General features: G+C 73.0%; 3 protein-coding genes and 1 pseudogene. All 4 read left to right on the forward strand.

What is annotated here, in order from left to right:
• Positions 1-77: 77 nt before the first annotated feature.
• A pseudogene (locus AC4BEG_RS11790) lies at positions 78-6,449 on the forward strand (type I polyketide synthase); the annotation flags it as partial.
• A complete protein-coding gene (locus AC4BEG_RS11795; RefSeq protein ID WP_490705836.1) occupies positions 6,446-17,071 on the forward strand; it encodes an SDR family NAD(P)-dependent oxidoreductase in 10,626 nt (3,541 codons plus the stop codon). The pseudogene AC4BEG_RS11790 and the gene AC4BEG_RS11795, both read left to right, overlap by 4 nt.
• A gap of 163 nt (positions 17,072-17,234) precedes the next feature.
• Positions 17,235-25,454 carry a type I polyketide synthase gene (locus AC4BEG_RS11800; RefSeq protein ID WP_490705837.1) on the forward strand — a complete coding sequence of 2,740 codons (8,220 nt, stop codon included), beginning with the start codon at positions 17,235-17,237 and terminating at the stop codon, positions 25,452-25,454.
• 11 nt (positions 25,455-25,465) lie between these two features.
• Positions 25,466-26,623 carry an acyl-CoA dehydrogenase family protein gene (locus tag AC4BEG_RS11805; protein WP_490705838.1) on the forward strand — a complete coding sequence of 386 codons (1,158 nt, stop codon included), beginning with the start codon at positions 25,466-25,468 and terminating at the stop codon, positions 26,621-26,623.
• Positions 26,624-26,792: the final 169 nt, after the last annotated feature.

A 26,792-nucleotide genomic window follows, 5' to 3' on the forward strand; every position in this document is an offset into this window, starting at 1 on the left:
GAGAACCCGGTCGCCTCGCCGCGTCCGGACGGGGAGGCGTAACTGTGGCCACCGACAAGCACGATCTCGTCGGAGCGCTCCGGAAGTCGGTCAAGGAGACGGAGCGCCTGCGGAGGCAGAACCAGATGCTCGTCGACAGGGCGAGCGAGCCGCTGGCGATCGTGGGCATGAGCTGCCGGTTCCCGGGCGGGGTGACATCGCCGGAGGAGCTGTGGGACCTGGTGGCCTCCGGCCGTGACGCGATCTCGGAGTTCCCCGACGACCGCGGCTGGGACCTCGACCGGCTGTACCACCCCGACCCGGACCACCCCGGCACCGCCTACACGCGCGAGGGCGGATTCGCCCCCCGGATCGCCGACTTCGACGCCGAGTTCTTCGGCATCACCCCCCGTGAGGCCCTGTCCATGGACCCGCAGCAGCGGGTTCTGCTGGAGGGCGCCTGGGAGGCGTTCGAGAACGCCGGAATCGACCCGACGACGCTGCGCGGCAGCGACACCGGCGTCTTCATCGGCACGATGCACTCGGACTACCAGTACATCGCCGGGATGAGCGACCGGCACGAGGAGATCGAGGGCTACCTCATGATCTCCTCGGCGGCCAGTGTCGCGTCCGGCCGTATCAGCTATACGTTCGGCTTCGAGGGCCCTGCCGTCACCGTGGACACCGCGTGCTCGGCCTCGCTGGTCGCGATCGCCCAGGCGTGCGCGTCCCTCCGGTCCAGGGAATGCTCCCTCGCCGTCACCGGCGGCGTCACGGTGCTCTCCCGGCCGAACATCTTCACCGAGTTCAGCCGTCAGCGCGCGATCTCGGCGGACGGCCGGTGCAAGGCATACAGCGCCGCCGCGGACGGGGTCGGCTGGGCCGAGGGCTCGGGCCTGCTCCTGCTGGAGCGGCTGTCGGACGCGCGCCGCAACGGTCACCGGATCCTGGGCCTGGTGCGCGGCGCGGCGGTGAACCAGGACGGCGCGAGCAACGGGCTCACGGCGCCGAACGGGCCGTCGCAGGAGCGGGTGATCCGCGCGGCCCTGGCCAACGCGGGCCTGCGCCCCACCGACGTGGACGCGGTCGAGGGCCACGGCACCGGCACGAACCTGGGTGACCCGATCGAGGCCGAAGCCCTGCTGGCCACGTACGGCCGCGAGCGCGACGGCGAGCCGCTCTGGCTCGGCTCGGTCAAGTCCAACATCGGACACACGCAGGCCGCCGCCGGAGTGGCCGGTGTGATCAAGATGGTGATGGCCATGCGGAACAGCGTGGTGCCTCCCACACTGCACGTGGACAAGCCGTCGCCGCACGTCAACTGGGAATCGGGCGCCATCCGGCTGCCGACCGAGGCGCACGCGTGGCCGGCCTCCGAGCGCCCCCGCCGGGCCGGTGTGTCCTCGTTCGGTATCAGCGGCACCAACGCCCATGTGATCCTGGAGGAGGCACCCGCCGAGGAACCGGCGGAGGAGGAGGCCGCGGCGGCGCCGTTCCCGGTGCTGCCGGTACCGCTCTCGGCCCGGAGCGAGGCGGCACTGCGGGAGCAGGCCGACCGCCTGCGTGCCCTGCTGATCGCCCGCCCGGAGATCTCCGTCGCGGACATCGCCTACTCGGCCGCGACCGCCCGGGCACACCTGGACCACCGTGCGGTGGTCGTGGCCACCGACCGCGGCACGCTGCTGACCGGGCTGAGTGATCTGTCCTCGGCCGAGGCCGCGGCGAATGTCGTCGAGGGCCGCCCGGTGAGTGGCAAGACGGTGTTCGTCTTCCCGGGTCAGGGTTCGCAGTGGGCCGGAATGGCGGTCGAGTTGCTGGACTCCTCGCCGGTCTTCGCCGAGCACATGGCCGCATGCGCCCAGGCACTCGAACCCTTCGTGGACTGGTCCCTGGACGAAGTACTGCGAACGGCCGAGGACGCCCCCTCACTGGACCGCGTGGACGTCGTCCAACCCGCACTGTGGGCCGTAATGGTCTCACTGGCCGGACTGTGGCGCTCCCTGGGCGTCGAACCCTCCGCCGTCATCGGCCACTCCCAGGGCGAGATCGCCGCCGCATGCGTCGCCGGCGGACTCTCCCTGGAAGACGGCGCCCGCATCGTGGCCCTGCGCAGCCGCCTGGTCCGTGAACGACTCGCGGGACACGGCGGCATGATGTCCATCGCCGCCCCCGCCGAACAGGTGGAGAAACTCCTCACCCCCCACCAGGGACGCATCTCCATCGCCGCCATCAACGGACCCACCGCCACCGTCGTCGCAGGCGAACCCGAAGCCCTGGACAACCTCGCAACACAGTGCGAGAGCGAAGACATCCGCACCCGCCGCATCGCGGTCGACTACGCCTCACACTCCGCCCAAGTGGAGACCATCAAGACCGAACTGCACCAGATCCTCGCACCGGTCACCCCCCACTCGGGCCAGATCCGCTTCTACTCCACCACCGAGAACCGCTTCATCGACACCGCATCCCTGGACGCCGCCTACTGGTACCACAACCTCCGCGCCACCGTCGGCTTCGAACCCGCCGTACGAGCCCTGACCGACAACGGCGCCGGCTGCTTCCTGGAAATCTCCCCCCACCCCGTCCTCACCATGGCCATCGAGGACACCACCCAAGGCCGCACAGCCGTGGTGGGCTCCCTGCGCCGCGACGACGGCGGCCCCCAGCGCTTCATGACCTCCCTGGCCGAAGCACACACCGCAGGCGTCACCATCGACTGGCCCACCCTCCACACCGGAACCGGCGCACACCACATCCCCCTGCCCACCTACCCCTTCCAACACCAGCGCTACTGGGCAACCCCCAGCACACCCACCGGCGACATGACCACCGCCGGCCAAACACCCATCGACCACCCCGTACTCGCCGCCGCCATACCCGTCGGCGACCGCGACGAATGGATCTTCACCGGCCGGATCTCCCAGGACACCCAGCCCTGGACCCGGGACCACGCGGTGCTGGGGACCGTTCTCGTACCGGGGACGGCGCTGGTCGACATGGCCCTGACCGCGGGGCGCGAACTCGGCTGCGCCGCACTGGACGACCTCGTCCTCGAGGCGCCGCTCGTCCTGACCGACACCGACGGCGTCCGGGTCCAGCTCACCGTCGGCCCCGCCGACGCCGACGGCCACCGCGAACTGGCGATCTACAGCCGCGCCGAGGGGGGCGAGGACGAGGCCCCGGAGACGGTCTGTCACGGACGCGGTCGGCTGGTCGCCGACGCGGAGCCCACCGAGCCGTTCCCGGCGCAGTGGCCGCCCGCGGGCGCGGAGTCCGTGGCCGTGGGCACCTTCTACGAGCGGCTGGCGGACATCGGCCTCGACTACGGCCCCCTGTTCCAGGGCGTCCGGGCGGCCTGGCGCCGGGGCGACGAGATCTACACCGAGGTCGCGCTGGACGAAGACACCTCGGCCGGCGGGTTCGGCGTGCACCCGGCGCTGCTCGACGCCGCGCTGCACGGCGCGCTGCTGTCCAAGACGGCCGACTCCCCGGTGGAGCTGCCGTTCTCCTGGTCGGGCGTGCGTATCGGACAGTCCGGTGCCACCGCGGCCCGGGTGCGCATCAGGCCCACCGGCTCCGCCCTGAAGATCGAGGTCTCGGACGACACCGGGGGGCTGATCGCGGCGGTGGACGCCCTGGGGCTGCGCCCGCTCGACCCCGCACGGCTCGACGGCACCCGGGACGCGAAGAACGCGCTGTTCCAGGTGGACTGGACCGAGGTCACCGTCCCGCGGCCGGAGCCCGCGCGGGTGGTGCGGCTCGGCGTCGAGCACGCGGACGTGGGCGCGCTGGGACGCGCCCTGTCTGAAGGGGAGCAGCGGCCGGACCTGGTCGTCGCCGAGGTCGGCGCGTCCGGTTCGGTCTGCGCCGACGTACTGGCTCTGGTGCAGCGGTGGCTGTCCGAGGAGCGGCTCGAGCAGTCCCGGCTGGTCATCGTGACCCGGGGCGGCGTCGCCGTGGGCGACGAGGCGCCCGACACGGCGCAGTCCCCGGTGTGGGGCATGGTGCGCAGCGCGCAGTCGGAGCACCCGGGCCGCTTCGTCCTGGTGGACCTGGACGAGGGTGACGCCCCCGGCTGGGACGCGCTGGCGGCCCTGGACGAGCCGCAGTTCGCCGTGCGTGCGGGCCGGGTGCTCGTGCCCCGGCTGAACCGCGTCGCCGGCGGTACGCCAGACGGGGCCTGGCGGCTGGGCATCAAGCGGAAGGGCTCGCTGGAGGACCTGGCCGTCATGCCCTCGGAGGGCAGCCGTCCGCTGGGCGTCGGCGAGGTGCGGATCGCGGTGCGGGCCGCCGGCCTGAACTTCCGCGACGTGCTGATCGCGCTCGGCATGTACCCGGGCGACGCGCCGCTGGGCAGCGAGGCCGCGGGTGTGGTGCTCGAAGTGGGCTCCGGGGTGACGGATCTGGAGCCGGGCGACCGGGTCTTCGGCCTGGTCACCGACGCGTTCGGACCGGTGGCCATCGCCGACCGCCGGACTGTCGTGCCGATGCCCGAGTGCCTCGGCTTCGCCGAGGCCGCGGCGGTGCCGGTGGTCTATCTGACCGCCTACTACGGACTGGTGGACCTCGCGGGGCTCCGCCCGGGGCAGCGGCTGCTGGTGCACGCCGCCGCCGGTGGCGTCGGCATGGCGGCCGTCCAGCTGGCCGCGCACTTCGGCGCGGAGGTGTTCGCCACCGCGAGCCCGGCCAAGTGGGACGCGGTACGCGCCCTGGGCGTCGCCGGGGAGCGCATCGCGTCCTCGCGCGACCTGGACTTCCGACAGACGTTCATGGCCGCGACCGACGGCTCCGGAATGGACGTGGTGCTGAACTCGCTCGCCCACGAGTTCGTCGACGCCTCCCTGGAACTGCTGCCGCGGGGCGGCCGGTTCATCGAGATGGGCAAGACCGACATCCGCGACCCGGAGGCCGTGGCGAGCACCCACCCTGGCGTCGGGTACCGGTCCTACGACCTCATCGAGGCGGGCCCGGAACGGATCCAGGAGATGCTGACCGAGATCACGGGTCTGTTCGAGCGTGGAGTGCTCCAGCCGTCCCCGATCCGGACCTGGGACGTGCGTCGCGGTCGGGAGGCGTTCCGCTTCCTACGCGAGGGCCGCAACGTCGGCAAGGTCGTACTCACCGTTCCGGCGCCGCTGGACCCGGACGGCACGGTCCTGATCACGGGCGGTACCGGCGGTCTGGGCGCGCTGTTCGCACGGCACCTGACCGAGCGGCACGGCGCGCGCCGGTTGCTGCTGGTCAGCCGTCGGGGCGCGGCGGCCGACGGGGTGGCGGAGCTGGTCGCCGACCTGGAGGCGCGCGGCGCCGAGGTACGGGTCGCGGCCTGCGACGTCGCCGACCGGGAGCAGGTGGCCGGTCTGCTCGCCTCGCTGGACCGGCCGCTGACCGCGGTCGTCCACTCCGCGGGCGTGCTCGACGACGGGGTGATCGAGTCCCTGACGCCGGAACAGTTCGACCGGGTGATGCGGCCCAAGTTCACCGCGGCGTGGAACCTGCACGAGCTGACCGCCGGGATGGACCTGTCGGCGTTCGTCATGTTCTCCTCGGCCGCGGCGCAGCTGGGCAACCCCGGACAGGCGAACTACGCGGCCGCGAACGCCGCCGTCGACGCGCTCGCCCACGTCCGCCGGGCCGCGGGACTGCCCGCCACCTCGCTGGCCTGGGGCCTGTGGGCCGACTCCACCGGCATGACCGGGGAGCTGGGCGAGGCCGACCTCGCCCGGATGCAGCGGACCGGCATCGGTGCGCTCTCCGCCGAACTCGGCCTGGAACTCTTCGACGAGAGCCTCGGCTCGGACGCGACCCTCCTGGTGCCCATACGGCTGGACTTGGCGGCACTGCGTGTCCAGGCCCGGGACGGCATGCTGCCCACCCTGCTGCGCGGTCTGGTCCGCGCGCCCGCCCGGCGGGCGGAGTCGGTGAGCCGGTCGCTGTCGCAACAGCTCGTGGGAGTCTCCGAGTCGGACCGCGAGCAGATCGTTCTGGAGCTGGTGCAGGCGCAGGTCGCGGCCGTCCGCGGCAACGCGTCCGGGGCCGAGATCGAGCCCGAGCGGGCCTTCAAGGAGCTGGGGTTCGACTCGCTGGCCGCGGTGGAGCTGCGCAACCGGCTCAGCCGGACCACCGGCGTGCGGCTGCCCGCCACCCTCGTCTTCGACCATCCCACCCCGATGGAGGTCTCGCTGCTGCTCCTCAAGGAGGTCGGGGGTGTGGAGGCCGAGGAGCAGCGCCCGCCGTACGACGACGAACTGCGCGGTCTTGAGGAGCTGTTGATCAGGGTGGCCGACGACGAAGTCGGGCTGGCCCGGATCGAGCCCCGGCTGCGTTACCTGGGCAACCGGCTGCGGGCCGTGCTCAGCGGCGTCGGCGGTGGGGCGTCCGGCATGGACGTGGAATCGGACGGTGACCTGGACCCGGTTTCCGACGACGAGATGTTTGATCTGATCGACAAGGAGCTCGGGTCAGCATGAGCACGAACACAGACGAGCAGAAGCTCCGCAGCTACCTCAAGAAGGTCACCACGGAGCTGCGTACGGCCAACCGCCGTGTGCGGGAGCTGGAGGACCGCAACAGCGAGCCGCTGGCGATCGTCGGTATGAGCTGCCGGTACCCCGGCGCGTCCTCGCCGGACGAGCTGTGGGAGCTGGTGGCTTCGGGGAAGGACGCGATGTCCTCCTTCCCGACCGATCGCGGCTGGGACCTGGAGCGGCTGCACGGCGCCGACCCGGAACAGCCGGGCACGGTGTCCACCCGCACCGGCGGGTTCGTCGACGGGATCGGTGACTTCGACGCGGAGTTCTTCGGGATCAGCCCGCGCGAGGCGCTGGCGATCGACCCCATGCAGCGGCTGGCGCTGGAGGGCGCCTGGGAGGCGTTCGAGAACGCGGGCATCGACCCGACGTCGCTGCGCGGCAGCGACACCGGCGTCTTCTGCGGGGCGGTCACCTCGGACTACGGCGGTTCGGGGGTGCCCGAGCTGGAGGGCTTCCGGCTCAGCGGAACACAGAGCAGCGTGATCTCCGGCCGGGTCGCCTACAGCCTGGGCCTCGAGGGCCCCGCGGTCACCGTCGACACGGCCTGTTCCTCCTCGCTCGTGGCGATCCATCTGGCCGCGCAGGCGCTGCGGTCCGGGGAGTGCTCGCTGGCCCTGGTGGGCGGTGTGACGGTGATCGCCGGTCCGTTCCTGTTCATCGAGTTCAGCCGGCAACGGGGGCTGGCCCCCGACGGCCGGTGCAAGGCGTACTCCGCCGCCGCGGACGGCACCGGGTTCGCGGACGGCGTCGGTCTGCTCGTCGTCGAGCGGCTCTCCGACGCCCGCCGCAAGGGGCACCGCGTGCTCGCGGTCGTGCGGGGCAGCGCGACCAACCAGGACGGCGCGAGCAACGGGCTGACGGCGCCGAACGGGCCGTCGCAGGAGCGCGTGATCCGGGCGGCCCTGGCCAACGCGGGCCTGAGCCCGGCCGAGATCGACGCGGTCGAGGGCCATGGCACGGGCACCACGCTGGGCGACCCCATCGAGGCGCGGGCGCTGCTCGCGACCTACGGAAGTGAGCGGATCGACGATCCGCTCTTCCTCGGGTCGATCAAGTCGAACATCGGTCACACGTCGGCCGCGGCCGGTGTCGCCGGCGTGATCAAGATGGTGCAGGCCATGCGCCACGGCGAACTGCCGCCGACCCTGCACGTGGACGAGCCCTCCCCGCACGTCGACTGGGCCTCGGGCCAGGTCGAGCTGCTGACCGGGAAGCGCGAGTGGGCCGCGCGCGCCGGGCGGCCGCGCCGGGCCGGCGTCTCGTCGTTCGGCATCAGCGGCACCAACGCACACGTGATCCTGGAAGAGGCGCCCACCGCGGAGGCCGAGCCCGTCGAAGAGACGCGGGAGACGCGGCCGCCGGCCGCCGTCCCGGTGCTGGTGTCCGCGCGTGGCGGGGCCGCGCTGCGGGCGCAGGCGGAGCGGCTGCGGTCGCATCTGGCCGCCCACCCGGACCTGTCCCCGGCGGACGTCGGGTACTCGGCGACGACGACCCGGGCGCTGCTCGAGGAGCGGGCCGTGGTCGCGGCCCCGGACCGGGACACGCTGCTGTCCGGTCTGGCGGCCCTCGCCGCCGGTGAACCCGGCCACCGGGCTCTCGGGGGCAAGACCGCGTTCCTGTTCACCGGCCAGGGCTCACAGCGCGCGGGGATGGGCCTGGAACTCGCCCAGGAGTTCCCGCGGTTCTCGGAAGCGCTGGACGAGGTGTGCGCGGAGCTGGACCCGCTGCTGGGCCGCTCGGTCCGGGAGTTGCTGGCCGCGCGGGACGGCAGCCTGGACTCGACGGAGTTCACACAGGCCGCCCTGTTCGCGGTCGAGGTGGCGCTGTTCCGGCTGGTCGGCTCCCTCGGGCTGCGCCCCGACTACCTCATCGGTCACTCGGTGGGCGAACTGGCCGCGGCGCACGTCTCCGGAGTGCTGTCGCTGCGCGACGCGTGCGCACTGGTGGTGGCGCGCGGCCGGTTGATGGGTGCGCTCCCGGCCGGTGGCGCGATGGTGGCCGTGCAGGCCGACGAGGCCGAGGTGACCGCGTCCCTCGCCGAGTTCCAGGGGCGGTTGGAGATCGCCGCCGTCAACGGCCCGCGCGCCGTCGTGGTGTCCGGCGACGCGGACGCCGCCGAGGAGTGGCTGCCGCGGTGGGAGGGGCGCAAGACCTCCCGGCTGCGGGTGTCGCACGCCTTCCACTCGCCTCGTATGGAGCCCATGCTGGCCGAGTTCGAGGCGGTGGCCCGGGGTCTTCGGTTCGCGGAACCCACCATCCCGATCGTCTCCAACGTGACCGGCCGGCCGGTGTCGGCCGAGCTGACCGACCCCGGCTACTGGGTGCGGCATGTGCGACAGGCCGTGCGGTTCGCCGACGGGGTGACCACCCTGTGGGACCTGGGCGTCCGCCGTTTCCTGGAGCTGGGGCCGGACTCGGTGCTGACCGCGATGGCGCGCCAGTGCCTCGACGAGCGGCTGACGGAGGGCGTGGACGCGGCGCTGCTGCCCGCGCTGCGTGCCGAGCGGGCCGAGACCACGGTCTTCGCCGGTTTCCTCGGCCGGGCGTACACCGCCGGCGCGACGGTGGACTGGCCGGCGTTCTACCGGAACACCGGCGCCCGGACGGTGCCGCTGCCGACGTACGCGTTCCAGCACGAGCGGTACTGGCTGGCCCCCGACACCGGGCGCGCGGACCCCGGCGCGGCCGGACTGGGCGCGGTCGGGCACCCGATCCTGGCCGGTGCGGCGCAGGTGGGCGACCGCGACGAGTGGCTGTTCACCGGCCGGCTGTCCACCGACACCCAGCCGTGGGCCGCCGAGCATCTGCTCCTGGGCACGATCGTGGTGCCCGGCACCGGGCTGGTCGAGCTGGCGCTCGCCGCCGGACAGCGCACCGGGACCCCGGTGCTGGACGAACTCGTACTGGAGGCACCCCTGGTCCTGGAGGACGGGCTCACCGTCCAGGTCCAGGTCACCGTCGGAGAGGCGGCCGAGGACGGCCACCGCGAGGTCGCGGTCTACACCCGCCCGGAGTCCGGCGGGGAAACCGTCTGCCACGCGCGCGGGTCGCTCGCCCCGGACCGGGCTCCGGAGGAGGACTGGCCCGCCCAGTGGCCGCCCGCGGATGCCGAACCCGTGGACGTCGACGAGCTGTACGGCAAGCTGGCCCAGATCGGCTACGACTACGGCCCCGTCTTCCAGGGAGTGCGCTCGGCCTGGCGGGACGGCGACACGTCCTACGCCGAGGTCGAACTGCCCGAGAACGGCGAGGCCGCCGGGTTCGGCATCCACCCCGCGCTGTTCGACGCCGCGCTCCAGAGCGGTGTCACCCTCGTGACCGACGGCGAACGCGGTGCGCACCGGATGCCGTTCAGCTGGACCGGTGTGCGGCTCGACCGCCCCGGCGCCACCCGGCTGCGCGTCCGTTCGATCGCGACCGGAGACACCGCGATCCGGCTGGACGCGGTGGACGAGACAGGTGCTCCGGTCGTGTCGATCGGTTCCCTCACCGTCCGAGCGGTCGAGCAGGCCCGCATCGACGGTGCCCGGCGCGGTTCCCGCAACCCGCTGTACGCACTGGACTGGGCTCCGGTCGCCCCCGACGGGACCGCCGCGGTGCGGGTCGTCGTCCTCGGGGAGGACGGCCACGCCGACCTGGCGGCCCTGGAAAGCGCACTGGCCGAGGGGGTGACCGAGGCACCCGACGTCGTCGTGGCGCCCGTCGGGACCCCGGCCGGCGACCCGGGCGAGGCGGCGCGCGCACTCGTGCCGGACGTCCTCGCACTGCTGCGCCGCTGGCTGGCCGCGCCGCACCTGGGTCAGGCCCGGCTGGTCGTGGCGACCCGCGGCGCGGTCGCGGTGGGGGACGAGACGCCCGACATCGCTCAGGCGTCGGTGCACGGCCTGCTGCGCAGCGCCCAGTCCGAGCACCCGGGACGGTTCGCGCTGGTCGATCTCGGACACGAGGGCGAGCTGCCCGACTGGGGTGCCGTGGTCGGGGTGGACGAGCCGCAACTCGCGGTGCGTCAGGGTCGTTTGCTGGCTCCCCGGCTGGGCCGTGCCACGGTCGGCACCACGCGCGCGGTGGAGCTGGACGGCACCGTTCTGATCACTGGTGGTACCGGTGGCCTGGGTGCGGTGTTCGCACGTCATCTGGTTCAGCGGCACGGCGTGAAGCGCCTGGTGCTGGTCAGCCGGCGCGGCCCGGCGGCCGAGGGGGCCGGTGAGCTGGTGGCCGGCCTGGAGGCACAGGGCGCCGATGTCCGGGTGGCGGCGTGCGATGTGGCCGACCGTGAGCAGCTGGCGGGTGTGCTGGACGCGCTCGACGGCCCGCTGAGCGCCGTGGTGCACGCGGCCGGTGTGCTGGACGACAGCGTGCTGGAGTCGTTGAGCCCGGAGCAGGTGGAACGGGTGATGCGGCCGAAGGTCGACGCCGCCTGGCACCTGCATGAGCTCACGGCGGACAGCGACCTGTCGGCATTCGTGCTGTTCTCCTCCGTGGCGGCGCTGATCGGCAGCCCCGGACAGGCGAACTACGCGGCCGCCAACGCCTCGTTGGACGCGCTCGCACAGGTACGCACAGCGGCGGGACTGCCCGCCACGTCCCTGGCATGGGGCCTGTGGGAGAACACCGCCGGCATGGCGGGCGAGCTGGGCGAAGCGGAACTGGCCCGGCTGGAGCGCCAGGGTGTCGGCGCGCTCTCCGACGACCTGGCTCTGGACCTGTTCGACCAGGCGCTCGGGGCGGACACCGCGCTGCTGGCCCCGGTCGTGCTCGACCTCGCGGTCCTGCGCGACCAGGCGCGCACCGGAACCCTGCCCGCCCTGCTGCGTGGTCTCGTCCGCCTTCCGGCGCACCGCGGCGGTGACGGCTCGCTGGCCCAGCGCCTGGCCTCGGTGGACGCCGAGGACCGTGAGCGGGTGGTGCGGGAGTTCGTGCTGACGCAGGTGGCGGCCGTTCTCGGGCACGCCTCAGCAGCCGCCGTCGATCCGCAACGGTCGTTCAAGGACCTCGGTTTCGACTCGCTCGGCGCGGTCGAGCTGCGCAACCGGCTCACCCAGAGCGGAGGGGTGCGGCTGCCCGCGACGCTCATCTTCGACCACCCCACCCCGGCGGCCGTCGCTCGGCTCCTGCTCACGGAGGTCGGCCAGGTGGCGCAGCCACTCCCGGCCGCCCGGCCCCGGCGGACCGCCCGGGTCGACGAGCCGCTGGCGATCGTGGGCATGAGCTGCCGCTACCCGGGGGGCGTGACGGCGCCCGAGGAGCTGTGGGAGCTGGTGGCCGAGGGGCGTGACGCGATCACCGGACTGCCCACCGACCGCGGTTGGGACCTGGAGCGGCTCTACGACCCGGACCCCGACCACGAGGGCACCATCTACACGCGCGGCGGCGGCTTCCTCCAGCGGCCGGACGGGTTCGACGCCGAGTTCTTCGGCATCAGCCCGCACGAGGCCACCGCGATGGACCCGCAGCAGCGGCTGATCCTGGAAGGCGCCTGGGAGGCGTTCGAGAACGCCGGGATCGATCCGACCTCGTTGCGCGGCAGCGACACCGGGGTCTTCTGCGGCGCGGTCACGACGGACTACGCGGGCATGACCTCCTCGGAGCAGGAGGGTTACCGCCTGACGGGCACCACGACGAGCGTGCTGTCCGGCCGGATCTCCTACACCCTGGGGCTGGAGGGCCCGGCCGTGTCGGTGGACACCGCGTGCTCCTCCTCGCTGGTCGCGCTGCATCTGGCCGCGCGGGCGCTGCGGGACGGCGAGTGCTCGATGGCACTGGCCGGCGGCGTGACCCTGATGGCCGGTCCGTACCTGCTCACCGAGTTCAGCCGGCAGCGGGCGCTGTCGCCCGACGGCCGGTGCAAGGCGTACGCCGCCGCGGCGGACGGCACCGGGTTCTCCGACGGCGTCGGGCTGGTCGTGCTGGAGCGGCTGTCGGAGGCGCGCCGCAAGGGGCACCGCGTACTGGCGGTGCTGCGGGGCAGCGCGGTGAACCAGGACGGCGCGAGCAACGGACTGACGGCGCCGAACGGGCCGTCGCAGGAGCGCGTGATCCGCGCGGCCCTGGCCAACGCGGGCCTGAGCCCCTCCGAGGTGGACGCGGTCGAGGGCCACGGCACCGGCACGACCCTGGGCGACCCGATCGAAGCGCAGGCGCTCCTGGCCACGTACGGCCGCGAGCGCGACGGCGAGCCGCTCTGGCTCGGCTCGATCAAGTCGAACATCGGTCACAGCTCGGCGGCGGCCGGTGTGGCGGGTGTGATCAAGATGGTGCAGGCGATGCTCCACGGCGAACTGCCGCGCACCTTGCACGTGGACGAGCCGTCCCCGCACATCGACTGGCAGGACGGCGGCGTGGAGCTGCTGACGGAGGCCCGACAGTGGCCCGCCTCCGACAGGCCGCGGCGTGCGGGTGTGTCGTCCTTCGGCGTGAGCGGCACCAACGCCCATGTGATCCTGGAGGAGGCACCCGCCGAGGAACCGGCGGAGGAGCAGGTCGCGGCGGCGCCGTTCCCGGTGCTGCCGGTACCGCTCTCGGCCCGGAGCGAGGCGGCACTGCGGGAGCAGGCCGACCGCCTGCGTGCCCTGCTGATCGCCCGCCCGGAGATCTCCGTCGCGGACATCGCCTACTCGGCCGCGACCACCCGGGCACACCTGGACCACCGTGCGGCAGTGGTGGCCCGTGACCGAGAAGGGTTGCTGGCCGGACTGGGTGCGCTGGCGGCGGGTGAGCCGGCCGATGATGTGGTGGTGGGCCGCCCGGTGAGCGGCGAGACGGTGTTCGTCTTCCCGGGTCAGGGTTCGCAGTGGGCCGGAATGGCGGTCGAGTTGCTGGACTCCTCGCCGGTCTTCGCCGAGCACATGGCCGCCTGCGCCCAGGCACTCGAACCCTTCGTGGACTGGTCCCTGGACGAAGTACTGCGAACGGCCGAGGACGCCCCCTCACTGGACCGCGTGGACGTCGTCCAACCCGCACTGTGGGCCGTGATGGTCTCACTGGCCGGACTGTGGCGCTCCCTGGGCGTCGAACCCTCCGCCGTCATCGGCCACTCCCAGGGCGAGATCGCCGCCGCATGCGTCGCCGGCGGACTCTCCCTGGAAGACGGCGCCCGCATCGTGGCCCTGCGCAGCCGCCTGGTCCGTGAACGACTCGCGGGACACGGCGGCATGATGTCCATCGCCGCCCCCGCCGAACAGGTGGAGAAACTCCTCACCCCCCACCAGGGACGCATCTCCATCGCCGCCATCAACGGACCCACCGCCACCGTCGTCGCAGGCGAACCCACCGCCCTGGACAACCTCGCAACACAGTGCGAGAGCGAAGACATCCGCACCCGCCGCATCGCGGTCGACTACGCCTCACACTCCGCCCAAGTGGAGACCATCAAGACCGAACTGCACCAGATCCTCGCACCGGTCACCCCCCACTCGGGCCAGATCCGCTTCTACTCCACCACCGAGAACCGCTTCATCGACACCGCATCCCTGGACGCCGCCTACTGGTACCACAACCTCCGCGCCACCGTCGGCTTCGAACCCGCCGTACGAGCCCTGACCGACAACGGCGCCGGCTGCTTCCTGGAAATGTCCCCCCACCCCGTCCTCACCATGGCCATCGAGGACACCACCCAAGGCCGCACAGCCGTGGTGGGCTCCCTGCGCCGCGACGACGGCGGCCCCCAGCGCTTCATGACCTCCCTGGCCGAAGCACACACCGCAGGCGTCACCATCGACTGGCCCGCCCTCCACACCGGAACCGGCGCACACCACATCCCCCTGCCCACCTACCCCTTCCAACACCAGCGCTACTGGGCAACCCCCAGCACACCCACCGGCGACATGACCACCGCCGGCCAAACACCCATCGACCACCCCGTACTCGCCGCCGCCATACCCGTCGGCGACCGCGACGAATGGATCTTCACCGGCCGGATCTCCCAGGACACCCAGCCCTGGACCCGGGACCACATCGTGTTCGGCATGGTGCTGGTGCCCGGTGCGGCGCTGGTCGAGCTGGCGCTGACCGCCGGACGCGAGGTCGGCTGCCCGGTCGTCGACGAGCTGGTGATCGAGTCCCCGCTCCTGCTGGACGAGGACACGGCGGTGCGAGTGCAGGTAACCGTCGGACCGGCCGACGCCGACGGCCGGCGCGAGGTCGCCGTCTTCACCGGACCGGAGAGCGGCGACGAGCCCGGCGAGGCCACCTGCCACGCGCGCGGCCGACTGGCCCCGGACAGCGAACCGCTGACGCCCTTCCCGGCCCAGTGGCCGCCCGTGGGTGCCGAGCCGATCGACGTGGCCGAGCTGTACCGACGGGTGAACAAGCACGCACATCTGACCGACGCCGGGTTCGACTACGGCCCCGCGTTCCGGGGCGTTCGGTCGGCCTGGCAGGTCGGGGACGACGTCTGCACCGAGCTGGAGCTGCCCGAGGTCGCCGGCTCCGAGCGGGGCTTCGCCGTCCACCCGGCGCTGCTCGACTCGGCGCTGCACGGGGGCCTCGGCCTGCTGTACCGGCCCGGGTCCCCGGGCGGACTGCCGTTCTCCTGGTCGGGCGTCCGGCTGGACCGAACCGGCGGCACCCGGCTGCGGGTGCGGATCGGTCTGGCGGACGAGACCGCGCTGCGAATGGAGATCGCCGGGGAGGACGGCACGGCGATCGCGCGCGTGGCCCGGATGGACGTCCGCCCGGTGGAACAGTCACGGCTCGAGGCCGCACGGCGGAGCGGCCGGCGCTCCCTCCACCAGGTCGGCTGGGTGGACGTGCCGGCCGGAACCGTGGGGTCCGCGGACGTGTCCGTGCTCGGTGAGGTGCAGGTGCCGGGTGACCGGTACGCCGACCTGGCGGACCTGGAGAAGGCGATCGCCGCGGGCGCACCGGCGCCGCAGGTCGTCGTCACCACCGTCGGAACCGCCGCCGGGGCGGACCCGGCCGCGAGCGCGCGGGCGACGGCCCTGGAAGCTCTGACGCTGGTCCAGCGCTGGCTGGACAGCGCCTCGCTGAGCGAGACGCTGCTGATGGTGGTGACGAACAAGGCGGTCGCGGTCGCGGGCGACGAGACACCGGACCTCACGCAGGCACCGGTGTGGGGGCTGCTGCGCAGCGCCCAGTCCGAGCACCCGGGACGGTTCGCGCTCGTCGACTACGACGGCAGCGGACTGCCCGACTTCGGCGCCGTGCTCGGCGTGGACGAGCCGCAACTCGCGGTGCGTCAGGGTCGTTTGCTGGCTCCCCGGCTGGGCCGTGCCACGGTCGGCACCACGCGCGCGGTGGAGCTGGACGGCACCGTTCTGATCACTGGTGGTACCGGTGGCCTGGGTGCGGTGTTCGCACGTCATCTGGTTCAGCGGCACGGCGTGAAGCGCCTGGTGCTGGTCAGCCGACGTGGCCCGGCGGCCGAGGGGGCCGGTGAGCTGGTGGCCGGCCTGGAGGCACAGGGCGCCGATGTCCGGGTGGCGGCGTGCGATGTGGCCGACCGTGAGCAGCTGGCGGGTGTGCTGGACGCGCTCGACGGCCCGCTGAGCGCCGTGGTGCACGCGGCCGGTGTGCTGGACGACGGCGTGCTGGAGTCGTTGAGCCCGGAGCAGGTGGAACGGGTGATGCGGCCGAAGGTCGACGCCGCCTGGCATCTGCATGAGCTCACGGCGGACAGCGACCTGTCGGCATTCGTGCTGTTCTCCTCCGTGGCGGCGCTGATCGGCAGCCCCGGACAGGCAAACTACGCGGCCGCCAACGCCTCGTTGGACGCGCTCGCACAGGTACGCACAGCGGCGGGACTGCCCGCCACGTCCCTGGCATGGGGCCTGTGGGAGAACACCGCCGGCATGGCGGGCGAGCTGGGCGAAGCGGAACTGGCCCGGCTGGGGCAGATGGGCGCGGTGCCGCTGTCCGACCAGGAGGGTCTGGCGCTGTTCGACCAGGCGCTCGGGGCGGACACCGCACTGCTGGCTCCCGTACGGCTCAACCCCGGTGCCCTGCGCGTCCAGGCACAGGCCGGGCTGCTGCCCGCACTGCTGCGTGGTCTGGTCAGGGCACCGGCCCGGCCCGCGGAGCCGACGGGTGGGTCGCTCGCGCAGCGGCTGGCGGAGGCGGATGAGGCGGACCGCGAGAAGGTCGTGCTGGAGCTGGTCCTGACGCAGGTGGCAGCTGTCCTCGGACACGACTCCGCCGCCGCGATCGATGCCGAACGGCCGTTCAGGCAGCTCGGGTTCGACTCGCTCGGCGCCGTCGGGCTGCGCAACCGGCTCACCCAGACCACCGGCTTGCAGCTGCCCGCGACGCTCATCTTCGACCATCCGACTCCGGCGGCCGTCACCCGGCTGCTGCTCACGGAGCTGGGCGGTGGCAGCGCGGTGGGCGACGACGCGACGCCATCCATCGACGGGGAGCTGACGAAGCTCGAAGACCTGCTCGCCGCGACCGCCGCGGAGGAGAAGCAGCGCGTGGCCGGGCGGCTGCGCGCGATGGCCGCCGCGCTCATGGACGGCGGGCAGGGCACGAGCGGGCTGATCGAGGCCGCCTCGACCATGGACGAGGTCTTCCAGCTGCTCGACGGCGAGTTCGGTGAGGCATGACACGAGACGGGGCCCGGGTTCGCGGACGGGGTGGCGATGACGCCGCGCGCCCAGGGCCTGTTCTGAGGGGCGCCACCCCCTGACGGTCACCGGGGCCCGCCGGTCACCACGTTCGAATCCGACGACAACGCTTGAGCTTTCTGACGGGGAAAGGTCTGAACTGATGCACGTGAACCAGGTCGAGCGGGGGCAGGATGCCCCGGTCGGGGGCGCCGTCGCCGTCGTCGGGATGGGGTGCCGGGTTCCCGGGGCGGACCATCTCCGGGGCTTCTGGAAGCTGTTGCGCGACGGCGAGGACGCCATCGCCGAGGCGCCCGCCGACCGGTGGTACGACGTCGAGGATCTCGCGCCGTACCGCCGGGGTGGATTCGTCGAGCGGGTGGCCGACTTCGACGCCGCCTTCTTCGGCATATCCCCGCGCGAGGCCGCGGCGATGGACCCCCGCCAGCGCCTCGCGCTGGAGCTGAGCTGGGAGGCCCTGGAAGACGCCCGTACCGCACCGGAGTCCCTGCGCGGGACCTCCACCGCGGTCTTCCTCGGCGCCACCGGCGACGACTACGCCTCGCTCGTCCCCCGGCACGGCCTGGACGCGGTCTCGCACCACTCCCTCGCCGGGCTGAGCCGGGGCCTGATCTCCAACCGGATCTCCCACCAACTGGGGTTCCACGGACCGAGCATGACGGTGGACACCGCCCAGTCCTCCTCGCTCGTCGCCGTCCACATGGCGTGCCAGAGCCTCCTGTCGGGCGCGACCGGGCTGGCTCTGGCGGGCGGGGTGCATCTGAACCTGGTGCCGGACAGCACCCTCGCGCTGGCGCGGGCCGGCGCCCTGTCCCCGGACTGCCGCAGCTACACCTTCGACGCGCGCGCCAATGGCTTCGTGCGGGGCGAGGGCGCGGGCATGGTCGTCCTCAAGCGCCTGGAGGACGCCGTCGCCGACGGCGACCGCGTCTACTGCGTACTGCTGGGCGGCGCGGTGAACCACGACGGTGACGGGCAGGCGCTGACCGTCCCCGACAGCCTCGCGCAGCAGGCCCTGCTCCGCGAGGCCCACGTCCGGGCTGGGGTGACGCCGGAGCAGGTGGGATACGTCGAACTGCACGGCACCGGCACCCGGGCCGGTGATCCGGTGGAGGCCGGGGCCCTCGGCTCCGTCTTCGCCGCGGCCCGGCCGAGTGACGATCCGCTGCTCGTCGGCTCGGTGAAGACCAACATCGGTCACCTCGACGCGGCTTCGGGCGTCGTGGGACTGATCAAGGTCGGCCTGTCGATGCGGCACGGCGTCCTCCCGGCGAGCCTCAACTACGCCGAGCCACACCCCGCCATCCCCATGGACACCTGGCGGCTGCGGGTCAACACGGCCGGGCGCGCGTGGGCCGGTGACGACCGGGTCGCCGGGGTCAGTTCGTTCGGCGTCGGCGGCACCAACTGCCATCTGGTGGTCGGCGCCCCACCCGTGGCCACCGTGCCGGAGCCGGACTCCGCTCAGGACGCCACCGGCCCGGACGAAGTGGTTCCGGTGGTGGTCTCCGGCAAGTCGACGGCCGCCCTGCGCGCCCAGGCCGGCCGGCTGCGGGAGTGGGTGGCGAACGACGACGCCCTGCGCCCGTCGGACGTCGGCTTCTCCACCGTGACGACCCGCTCGGCGCTCAAGCACCGCGGCGTCGTCCTCGCCGCCGACCGCGCCGAACTGCTCGCCGGTCTCTCGGCGTTGTCCTCGGGTGAGCCCGCGGCGCACGTCGCCGAGGGCTCGGCCGCGACCCCCGCGGGCGTGGTGTGGGTCTTCCCCGGCCAGGGGTCCCAATGGGCCGGCATGGCACGCGGCCTGTGGGATTCCTCCCCGGTCTTCGCCGCCCGCATGACGGAGTGCGAGCAGGTGCTGAGCGGCCTGGTGGACTGGTCGCTCCGGGAGGTGCTGGCGGACGAGGCGGCGCTGGAGCGCGTGGACGTGGTGCAGCCCGCACTGTTCGCCGTGATGGTCTCGCTGGCCGAGGTGTGGCGTTCGGCGGGCGTCCTGCCGGACGCCGTCGTCGGACACTCCCAGGGCGAGATCGCCGCCGCCTGCGCGGCGGGCATCATCTCGCTGGCCCACGGGCTGCGGCTCTCGGTGGGGCGCAGCCTGGCCATCGACGCCGGTCTCTCCGGCAAGGGCGCACTGGCCTCGCTCGCCATGCCCGCCGCCGACGTGGACCAGGACAGGGTGTCGATCGCGGCCGTCAACGGCCCGAACGCGGTGGTCGTCTCGGGCGACGTGGCGGCGGTGCACACCGTCGTCGCCGACTGCCAGGCACGCGGCATCCGCGCGAAGGTCCTCCCCGTCGACTACGCCTCCCACTCGCCGCATGTGGAGGCCATCCGGGACGAGGTGCTGCGCGCCGCCGAGGGCATCGAGACGACCGACACCGGTGTCGCGTTCTACTCCACGGTCACCGGTGGCCCGATCGACGTGGCGACCATGGACGCCGAGTACTGGTACCGCAACCTTCGCCAGGAGGTGCGGTTCTCGGAGACCATCGAGCGGCTGGCCGAAGCGGGCCACGGGGTGTTCATCGAAATCAGCCCGCATCCGGTGGTGACCATGGCCATCTCGGACACCGTGGCGGACGCGGTGGTCCAAGGGACGCTGCGCCGTCGGGAGGACGAGGCGCGGCGGCTGCTGCTGTCCATGGCCGAGCTGTACGCCAAGGGCGTCGAGGTGGACTGGGCTCACCTCTTCACCGGCGCGCGCCGCGTGGAGCTGCCCACCTACGCCTTCCAGCGCCAGCCGTACTGGGTCACCGGTCAGGGGGCCCTGCCGCAGGGACTGCCCTCGCCGGGAAACCCCGGGGCCGCCGACGGCGGACCGGCCACGCCGGTGACCGGCGCGGCCGACGCCCCGCCGACCGACGACAGCGGTCGGGCCGTGCCGGGCGACAAGGAGCTGTGGACGCTGGTCCGCTCGCAGGCGGCGGCCGTGCTGGGGCTGAGCGACCCCCGGGCGGTCGAGGCGGACGTCACGTTCAAGGAGCTGGGCTTCGACTCGGTGACCGCCGTGGAGCTGCGGGACCGGCTGAACCCGGCGACCGGCCTGCGGCTGCCGTCCTCGCTGCTGTTCGACCACCCCACTCCCACGCTGCTCGTGGGGCACCTGCGCGACCGGCTCTCCGGTCCGGACGAGGACCAGCGCCCGCAGGACGCCGCCGCGGCAGCCGTCACGGACGACCCGGTGGTGATCGTCGGTATGAGTTGCCGGCTGCCCGGCGGTGTCTCCTCCCCGGAGGACCTGTGGCGGCTGGTCTCCGAAGGCGCCGACGCGATCTCCGGGTTCCCCGAGGACCGGGGCTGGCGGCTGGACCCCCGTACGGACTTTCCGCGCAAGGGCGGCTTCCTGGCCGACGCCGGGGACTTCGACGCGGCCTTCTTCCGCATCAGCCCGCGTGAGGCGCTGGCGATGGACCCGCAGCAGCGACTGGTGCTGGAAGCGGTGTGGGAGGCCCTGGAGCACGCCGGTCAGGACCCCACGGCGCTGCGCCGCAGCCGGACGGGCGTCTTCATGGGCGCCATGGCCCAGGACTATCTGCCGCAGCTGAACGACGTGCCCGGCGACCTCGGCGGCCACGCCCTGACGGGGAGCGCGACCAGTGTGGTCTCCGGACGGGTCGCCTACACCCTGGGCCTGGAGGGCCCGGCGGTCTCGGTGGACACCGCGTGCTCCTCGTCGCTGGTGGCGCTGCACCTCGCCGCGCAGTCGCTGCGTGCGGGTGACTGCTCCCTGGCGCTGGCGGGCGGTGTCACGGTGATGTCGACACCGGGCATGTTCGTGGAGTTCGCGCGGCAGGGCGGGCTGTCGCCAGACGGCCGCTGCAAGGCGTTCTCCGACGCCGCCGACGGCACCGGCTGGTCCGAGGGCGTGGGCGTGCTGGTGCTGGAGCGGCTGTCGGACGCCCGGCGCAACGGCCGCCGGGTGCTGGCCGAGCTGCGCGGCAGTGCGATCAACCAGGACGGTGAGAGCAACGGGCTCACCGCCCCCAACGGCCCCTCGCAGCAACGGGTGATCCGGCAGGCGCTGGCGAGCGCCGGGCTGGCCCCGTCGGACGTCGACGCGGTCGAGGCGCATGGCACCGGCACCGCGCTGGGCGACCCGATCGAGGCCCAGGCATTGCTGGCGACCTACGGCCAGGAGCGGGCCGAGCCCCTGTGGCTGGGCTCGGTGAAGTCCAACATCGGGCACACCCAGGCCGCCGCGGGCGCCGCCGGCATCATCAAGATGATCATGGCCATGCGTCATGGCGTGCTGCCGCGCACGCTGCACATCGAGGAGCCGTCCCGGCACATCGACTGGTCCTCGGGAGCGGTGGAACTGCTCACCGAGGAGCGGACCTGGCCGGAGTCCGGGCGGCCTCGGCGGGCGGCTGTCTCCTCGTTCGGGATCAGCGGCACCAACGCCCACGTCGTCATCGAGCAGGGCGATGTCGTTCCGGCCCCGGACAGCGGCGACGAGCAGGAGCCGGCCGGCGTGCTGCCCTGGCTGCTGTCCGCACGCGGCTCCCGGACCCTGACCGGCCAGGCGGAGCGGCTGCTGACGGCGGCGTCCGCCGAACCCGCGCCCTCCGTGGCCGGGGTGGCGCTGTCCCTGGCCACGCGGCGAACCCACTTCGACACCCGTGCGGTGGTCCTGGGCGCCGGGCGGGCCGAACTGCTGGCCGGCCTGGAGGCGCTGGCCAAGGGCGAGCGGGCGGCAGGCGTGATCACCGGAAGTGGCGGGCCCCTGGCCTCGGCCGTCGGCGTGCTGTTCTCCGGACAGGGCAGCCAGCGGCTGGGCATGAGCGGTGAACTCGTCGGCACGTTCCCCGTGTTCGCCCAGGCGTGGCAGGAGGTCTGCGCCGCACTCGACCCCGTGCTGGAGCACCGGATCGACGAGGTGGTGACGGCCGAGAAGGGCTCCGAGGCGGCGTCGCTGCTGGACGAGACGGGGATGACACAGCCGGCGCTCTTCGCGTTCGAGGTGGCCGCGTTCCGGCTGCTGGAATCGCTGGGGATCACCCCCGCGGTGCTGGTGGGGCACTCGATCGGTGAACTGGCCGCCGCCCATGTGGCCGGTGTGTTCTCGCTCGCCGACGCCGCCCGGCTGGTGGCCGCCCGGGGCAGGCTGATGCAGGCCCTGCCCAGGGGCGGGGCGATGGTGGCCCTCCAGGCCGCCGAGGACGAGGTCCGCGACGCGCTCGACGGCCAGGACGGACCGGTGTCGATCGCCGCCGTCAACGGCCCCCTGTCCACCGTCGTCTCGGGGAACGAGGACGCGGTCGTCGCGATCGAGTCGCTCTTCGCCTCGCAGGGCCGCAAGACGACCCGGCTGCGAGTCTCGCACGCCTTCCACTCGCCCTTGATGGAGCCCATGCTGGCGGAGTTCGCCGAGGTCGCCCGGTCGGTGACCTACGCGCCGCCGCGCCTCCCGGTCGTCTCGAACGTCACCGGCGGTGTTGCGGAGGACGGCGAGCTGGAGCGGCCCGAGTACTGGGTGCGGCATGTGCGGGACACCGTCCGGTTCGCCGACGGCATCCACGCCGCGGTCGGGGCCGGTGCAGAGGTGCTGGTGGAGGTCGGCCCGGACGGGGTGCTGTCCGCCATGGCGCAGGAGAGCCTGGCCGAGACCGCACCGCAGGTGAAGGCCGTCCCCCTGGTGCGCAAGGACCGCTCCGAGGCCCGGTCGGTCGTGGAGGCGCTGGCCCGCCTCCACGTCGAGGGGACACCAGTCGACTGGCGTGCCTGCCTCGGCGCGCTCGGGGTCACCGCGGGCCACGCCGAGCTGCCCGGCTACGCCTTCGACCGGCAGCGGTACTGGGCGGAGCGTCCGGCCGCGGTGGGCGATGCCGCCGGTGCGATCGCCCCCGTCGAGCACCCGTTCCTCATGGCGTCCACCGACCTCGCGGTCGGCGATCAGATCGTCCTCACCGGTCAGCTCTCCCTGGCCGACGCACCGTGGCTGGCCGACCACGCCATCTTCGGCACCACGGTCCTCCCCGGCACGGCCTTCGTCGAGATGGCGCTCCGTGCCGCGGACCCGGACGGCCAACTCGGCGGCGCGGGCGGGGGCGTGGAGGAACTCACCCTCCAGGCACCCCTGATCCTCGGTGCGGACCCGGTGCGCCTCCAGATCGTCCTCGGCGGGCCCGAGGAATCCGGACGGCGCGAGATCGGGATCTACTCACGGGCCGCGTCCGGCCCGGCCCGCGCCTGGACCCGGCACGCGACCGGCTACCTGTCCGCGGCGGCACCGGCCCCGCGGGACGCCCGTCCGCAGGTGTGGCCCCCGCAGGACGCCGCCGAGGTCGAACTCGCGGACTTCTACCCGGAGCTGACCGGACGGGGTTACGACTACGGACCGGCCTTCCAGGGGCTGGCTGCCCTGTGGGCCACGGACGAGGAGGTCTACGGCGAGATCCAGCTCCCCGCGGACGTCCCGTACGCCACCGGCGGGTTCGGCGTCCACCCCGCGGCGTTCGACGCCGCGCTGCACCCGATGCTGTCGTTCTTCGCGGAGTCCGAGGACGCGGGCGCGGCGGCCCTGCTGCCCTACGCCTGGTCGGGGGTGTCGCTGCACAGCCACGCCGGTACCCGGCTGCGGGTGCGGATCGCGCGGAAGGGCCCGCGCGAGGTGTCACTCACGCTCACGGGCGAGGACGGGCAGCCGGTGCTCTCCGTCGACTCCCTCGCCCTCATGCCCGCCTCCGCGGAGCAGTTGACCGGTGGGGCCGGGGAGAGCGGCCTGTTCACCGTGGCGTGGACGGCCCGGCCCGAGGCGGCCGACGCCGCGCACCCCGCCAACGCGGAGTTCGTGTACGTCGAGCCGGAGGCGGACGAGAACGTTCCGGCGGCGGCCCGGCGGCACGCACAGGAGGTGCTCGCCCGCGTCCAGGAGAGGCTGCTCGAGGAGACCGCCGCGGACGGGCCGCTGGTGTTCGTCACCCGGCGGGCGGTGGCGGTGACCGGCGAAGAGACACCCGACCCGGCGGGCGCGGCGGTCTGGGGTCTGGTGCGCGCGGTCATGGCCGAGCATCCCGGCCGGTTCGCACTCGTCGACGCCGACGGCACCGAGGAGTCCTGGGCCGCGCTCAAGTCACTGGACGTCTCCGGCGAACCGCAGCTCGCCGTCCGCAGCGGCACCGTCCACGTCCCGCGCCTGGTGGCGGCGGAGGCGACGACGGTGGAGCGGCCGGAGTGGGACCCGCGGGGCACCGTGCTGCTCACCGGCGCCACCGGTGCCCTCGGTGAGCTGGTCGCCCGGCACCTCGTCACCGAGTACGGGGCGCGGAACCTGCTGCTGCTCAGCCGGCGCAGCCCGCAGACCCCGGGCGCGGCCGAGCTGGCGGAGGAACTGACCGCGCTCGGAGCCGATGTCACACAAGTGTCCTGCGACGTCTCCGACCGTGCGGCACTCGCCGAGCAGCTGGCACGCATCCCCCGGACGGCCCCGCTGACCGCGGTCGTCCACCTGGCGGGCGTGCTGGACGACGCGGCCTCGGAGTCCATGACGCCGGAACATCTGGACCGGGTGTTCGGTCCGAAGGCTGACGCCGCGTGGCATCTGCACGAGCTGACGCGGGAGACGGGGCTGTCCTCGTTCATCCTCTACTCCTCGATCGTCGGGACGCTGGGCAACGCGGGGCAGGCCAACTACGCCGCGGCCAACGCCTTCCTGGACGCCCTGGCGGCCGGGCGCAAGGCCGCCGGACTGCCCGCGCACTCACTGGCGTGGGGCCCGTGGCAGGTGGGTATGGCGGGCAAGCTCGCCGAGGCCGACCTGCGCCGCTTCCGGCGCAACGGGATGGTGCCGCTGTCCGCGGAGCAGGGCGTGGAACTGTTCGACGCGGCGCTCACCCGGCAGGCGGCGTCGACCGTTCCCGTCGTGCTGGACCGGGCGGCCCTGCGGCAGCAGGACAGCGTGCCGGTGCTGCTGCGCGGCATGGTCGAGCCGCGGCCCGAGCGCGTCGAGGAGAGCGCCGAGCCCCCGGTCCTCAAGCGGCTGGCGGGGCTGTCGCGGGAGGAGCAGGTGGACGAACTCCGGGCCCTGCTGCTGTCCACCGCGGCGGTAGTGCTGGGCTACCCCGACGCCGACGACATCGACGCCGATATGACCTTCCAGGAGATCGGCTTCGACTCGCTGAGCGGTGTGGAGTTCCGCAACCAGGTCAGGCAGGACACCGGGATCCAGATCCCGCCGACCGTCATCTTCAACTACCCGACCCCGGCGGCCCTGGCCGAACGCCTGTGGGAGCTGCTGTTCACGCAGGACACCCCGGACACGGAGGAGCGGGACGACGAGGACACAGCCGCGGACGAGGTCGAAGAGGAGTTCGACTCGATGGATGTCGCGGACCTGATCGAGCGAGCTCTCGCCGAGTGAGGACAAGGACGATGAAGACTGAGGACCTGAAGACCGTTCGCCGGTTCGTCAAGGAGCATCTGGCCGGCGACACCGAGCAGATGGACACGCTGGCGGACAAGCCGCACCAGGTGTACGACGCGTTCCGCGAGACGGGGCTCGCCAACTGGTGGCTGCCCGAGGAACTCGGCGGTCGCGGGATGTCCCTGGAGGACAGCGTCGAGGTCGTGAACGAGATCTCCTACGGGGACGCCGGGGTGGCCTTCACGCTGTTCATCTCGGTCCTGACCACCAGCATGGTCCAGCTCTACGGATCGGACGTGCTGAAGGCCCGTTACCTGGAGCCGATGGCCGCCCGCGGCTCGTTCTGCGCCACGCTGGGGAGCGAGCGGAACGCCGGCAGCGAACTGGACAAGATCGAGACGGTCGTCTCCCGGGACGGGGACGAACTCGTCATCACCGGTGACAAGTTCCTCTCCACCAACACCGACTTCGCGGACTTCATCGTGGTCGTGGCCCGGGACGCGGACAACCCCGAGGAGCACCACGCGATCCTCGTACCCCGGGACACCCCGGGCATCGAGATCGTCAAGCGGTGGGACGTGATCGGCCTGAGGGCCTCGCACACCTACCAGGTGCGGCTGGACGACTGCCGCGTACCGCAGGCCAACCGGCTGGCGGGCTCGGGGCTGCGGCTGCTGGAGATCGGCCTCAACGCGAGCCGCATCCTCATCGCCACGACGGCGGTCGGCATCGCCCGGCGCATCCGCGACCACTGCATGACCTACGCCAAGACGAAGCCGTTCCGCGGCGGCACGCTCCTTCAGAGCCCGGTCTTCGCGCAGAAGCTGGGGCAGATGGAGATGCTGATCGACGTCATGAAGGGCCACTGTCTCCGCGCGGCCCGCGACTACGACACGGTCATGTCGAACCCGGAGGCACCGGCGGTCTTCGCCCGGCAGGGCACGCTCAAGACGGCCCTGACCGCGAAGATGTTCTGCGGCCAGGCGGCCTGGGACGTGGCCTCCGTCGGATCGGAGATGTTCGGCGGACTGGGCTACACCAACGATCACCCCATCGGAAAGCTCGTCCGGGACGTGCGCTACGTCTCGATCGTCGAAGGCGGCGACGACGTGATGCGCGACCTGCTCTTCAGCCGCTACGTCATCCCCGTGCCGCGACGCTCGTAGCGCACGCGCGCCGCGCGGGCCGGTCAGCACCTCCGGGGCGCGCCAGCCGGAACGACGAGGGGTCCGACCCGAAACCGTCGGGCCCCTTCTGACCTTCACGTTTGCTGGATCAGCGACGTGGTGGGCCCAGGCGCCCTGGGGACACCGCGCCATCCATGCTGGTGTGAGG

Source organism: Streptomyces sp. JLBJ103 (genome assembly GCF_058215575.1).

Excerpts from the sequence above, each read along its gene's own strand:
- AC4BEG_RS11795 (WP_490705836.1), top strand. The coding sequence starts at position 6,446 with ATGAGCACGAACACAGACGAGCAGAAGCTCCGCAGCTACCTCAAGAAG.
- AC4BEG_RS11800 (WP_490705837.1), top strand. The coding sequence starts at position 17,235 with ATGCACGTGAACCAGGTCGAGCGGGGGCAGGATGCCCCGGTCGGGGGC.
- AC4BEG_RS11805 (WP_490705838.1), top strand. The coding sequence starts at position 25,466 with ATGAAGACTGAGGACCTGAAGACCGTTCGCCGGTTCGTCAAGGAGCAT.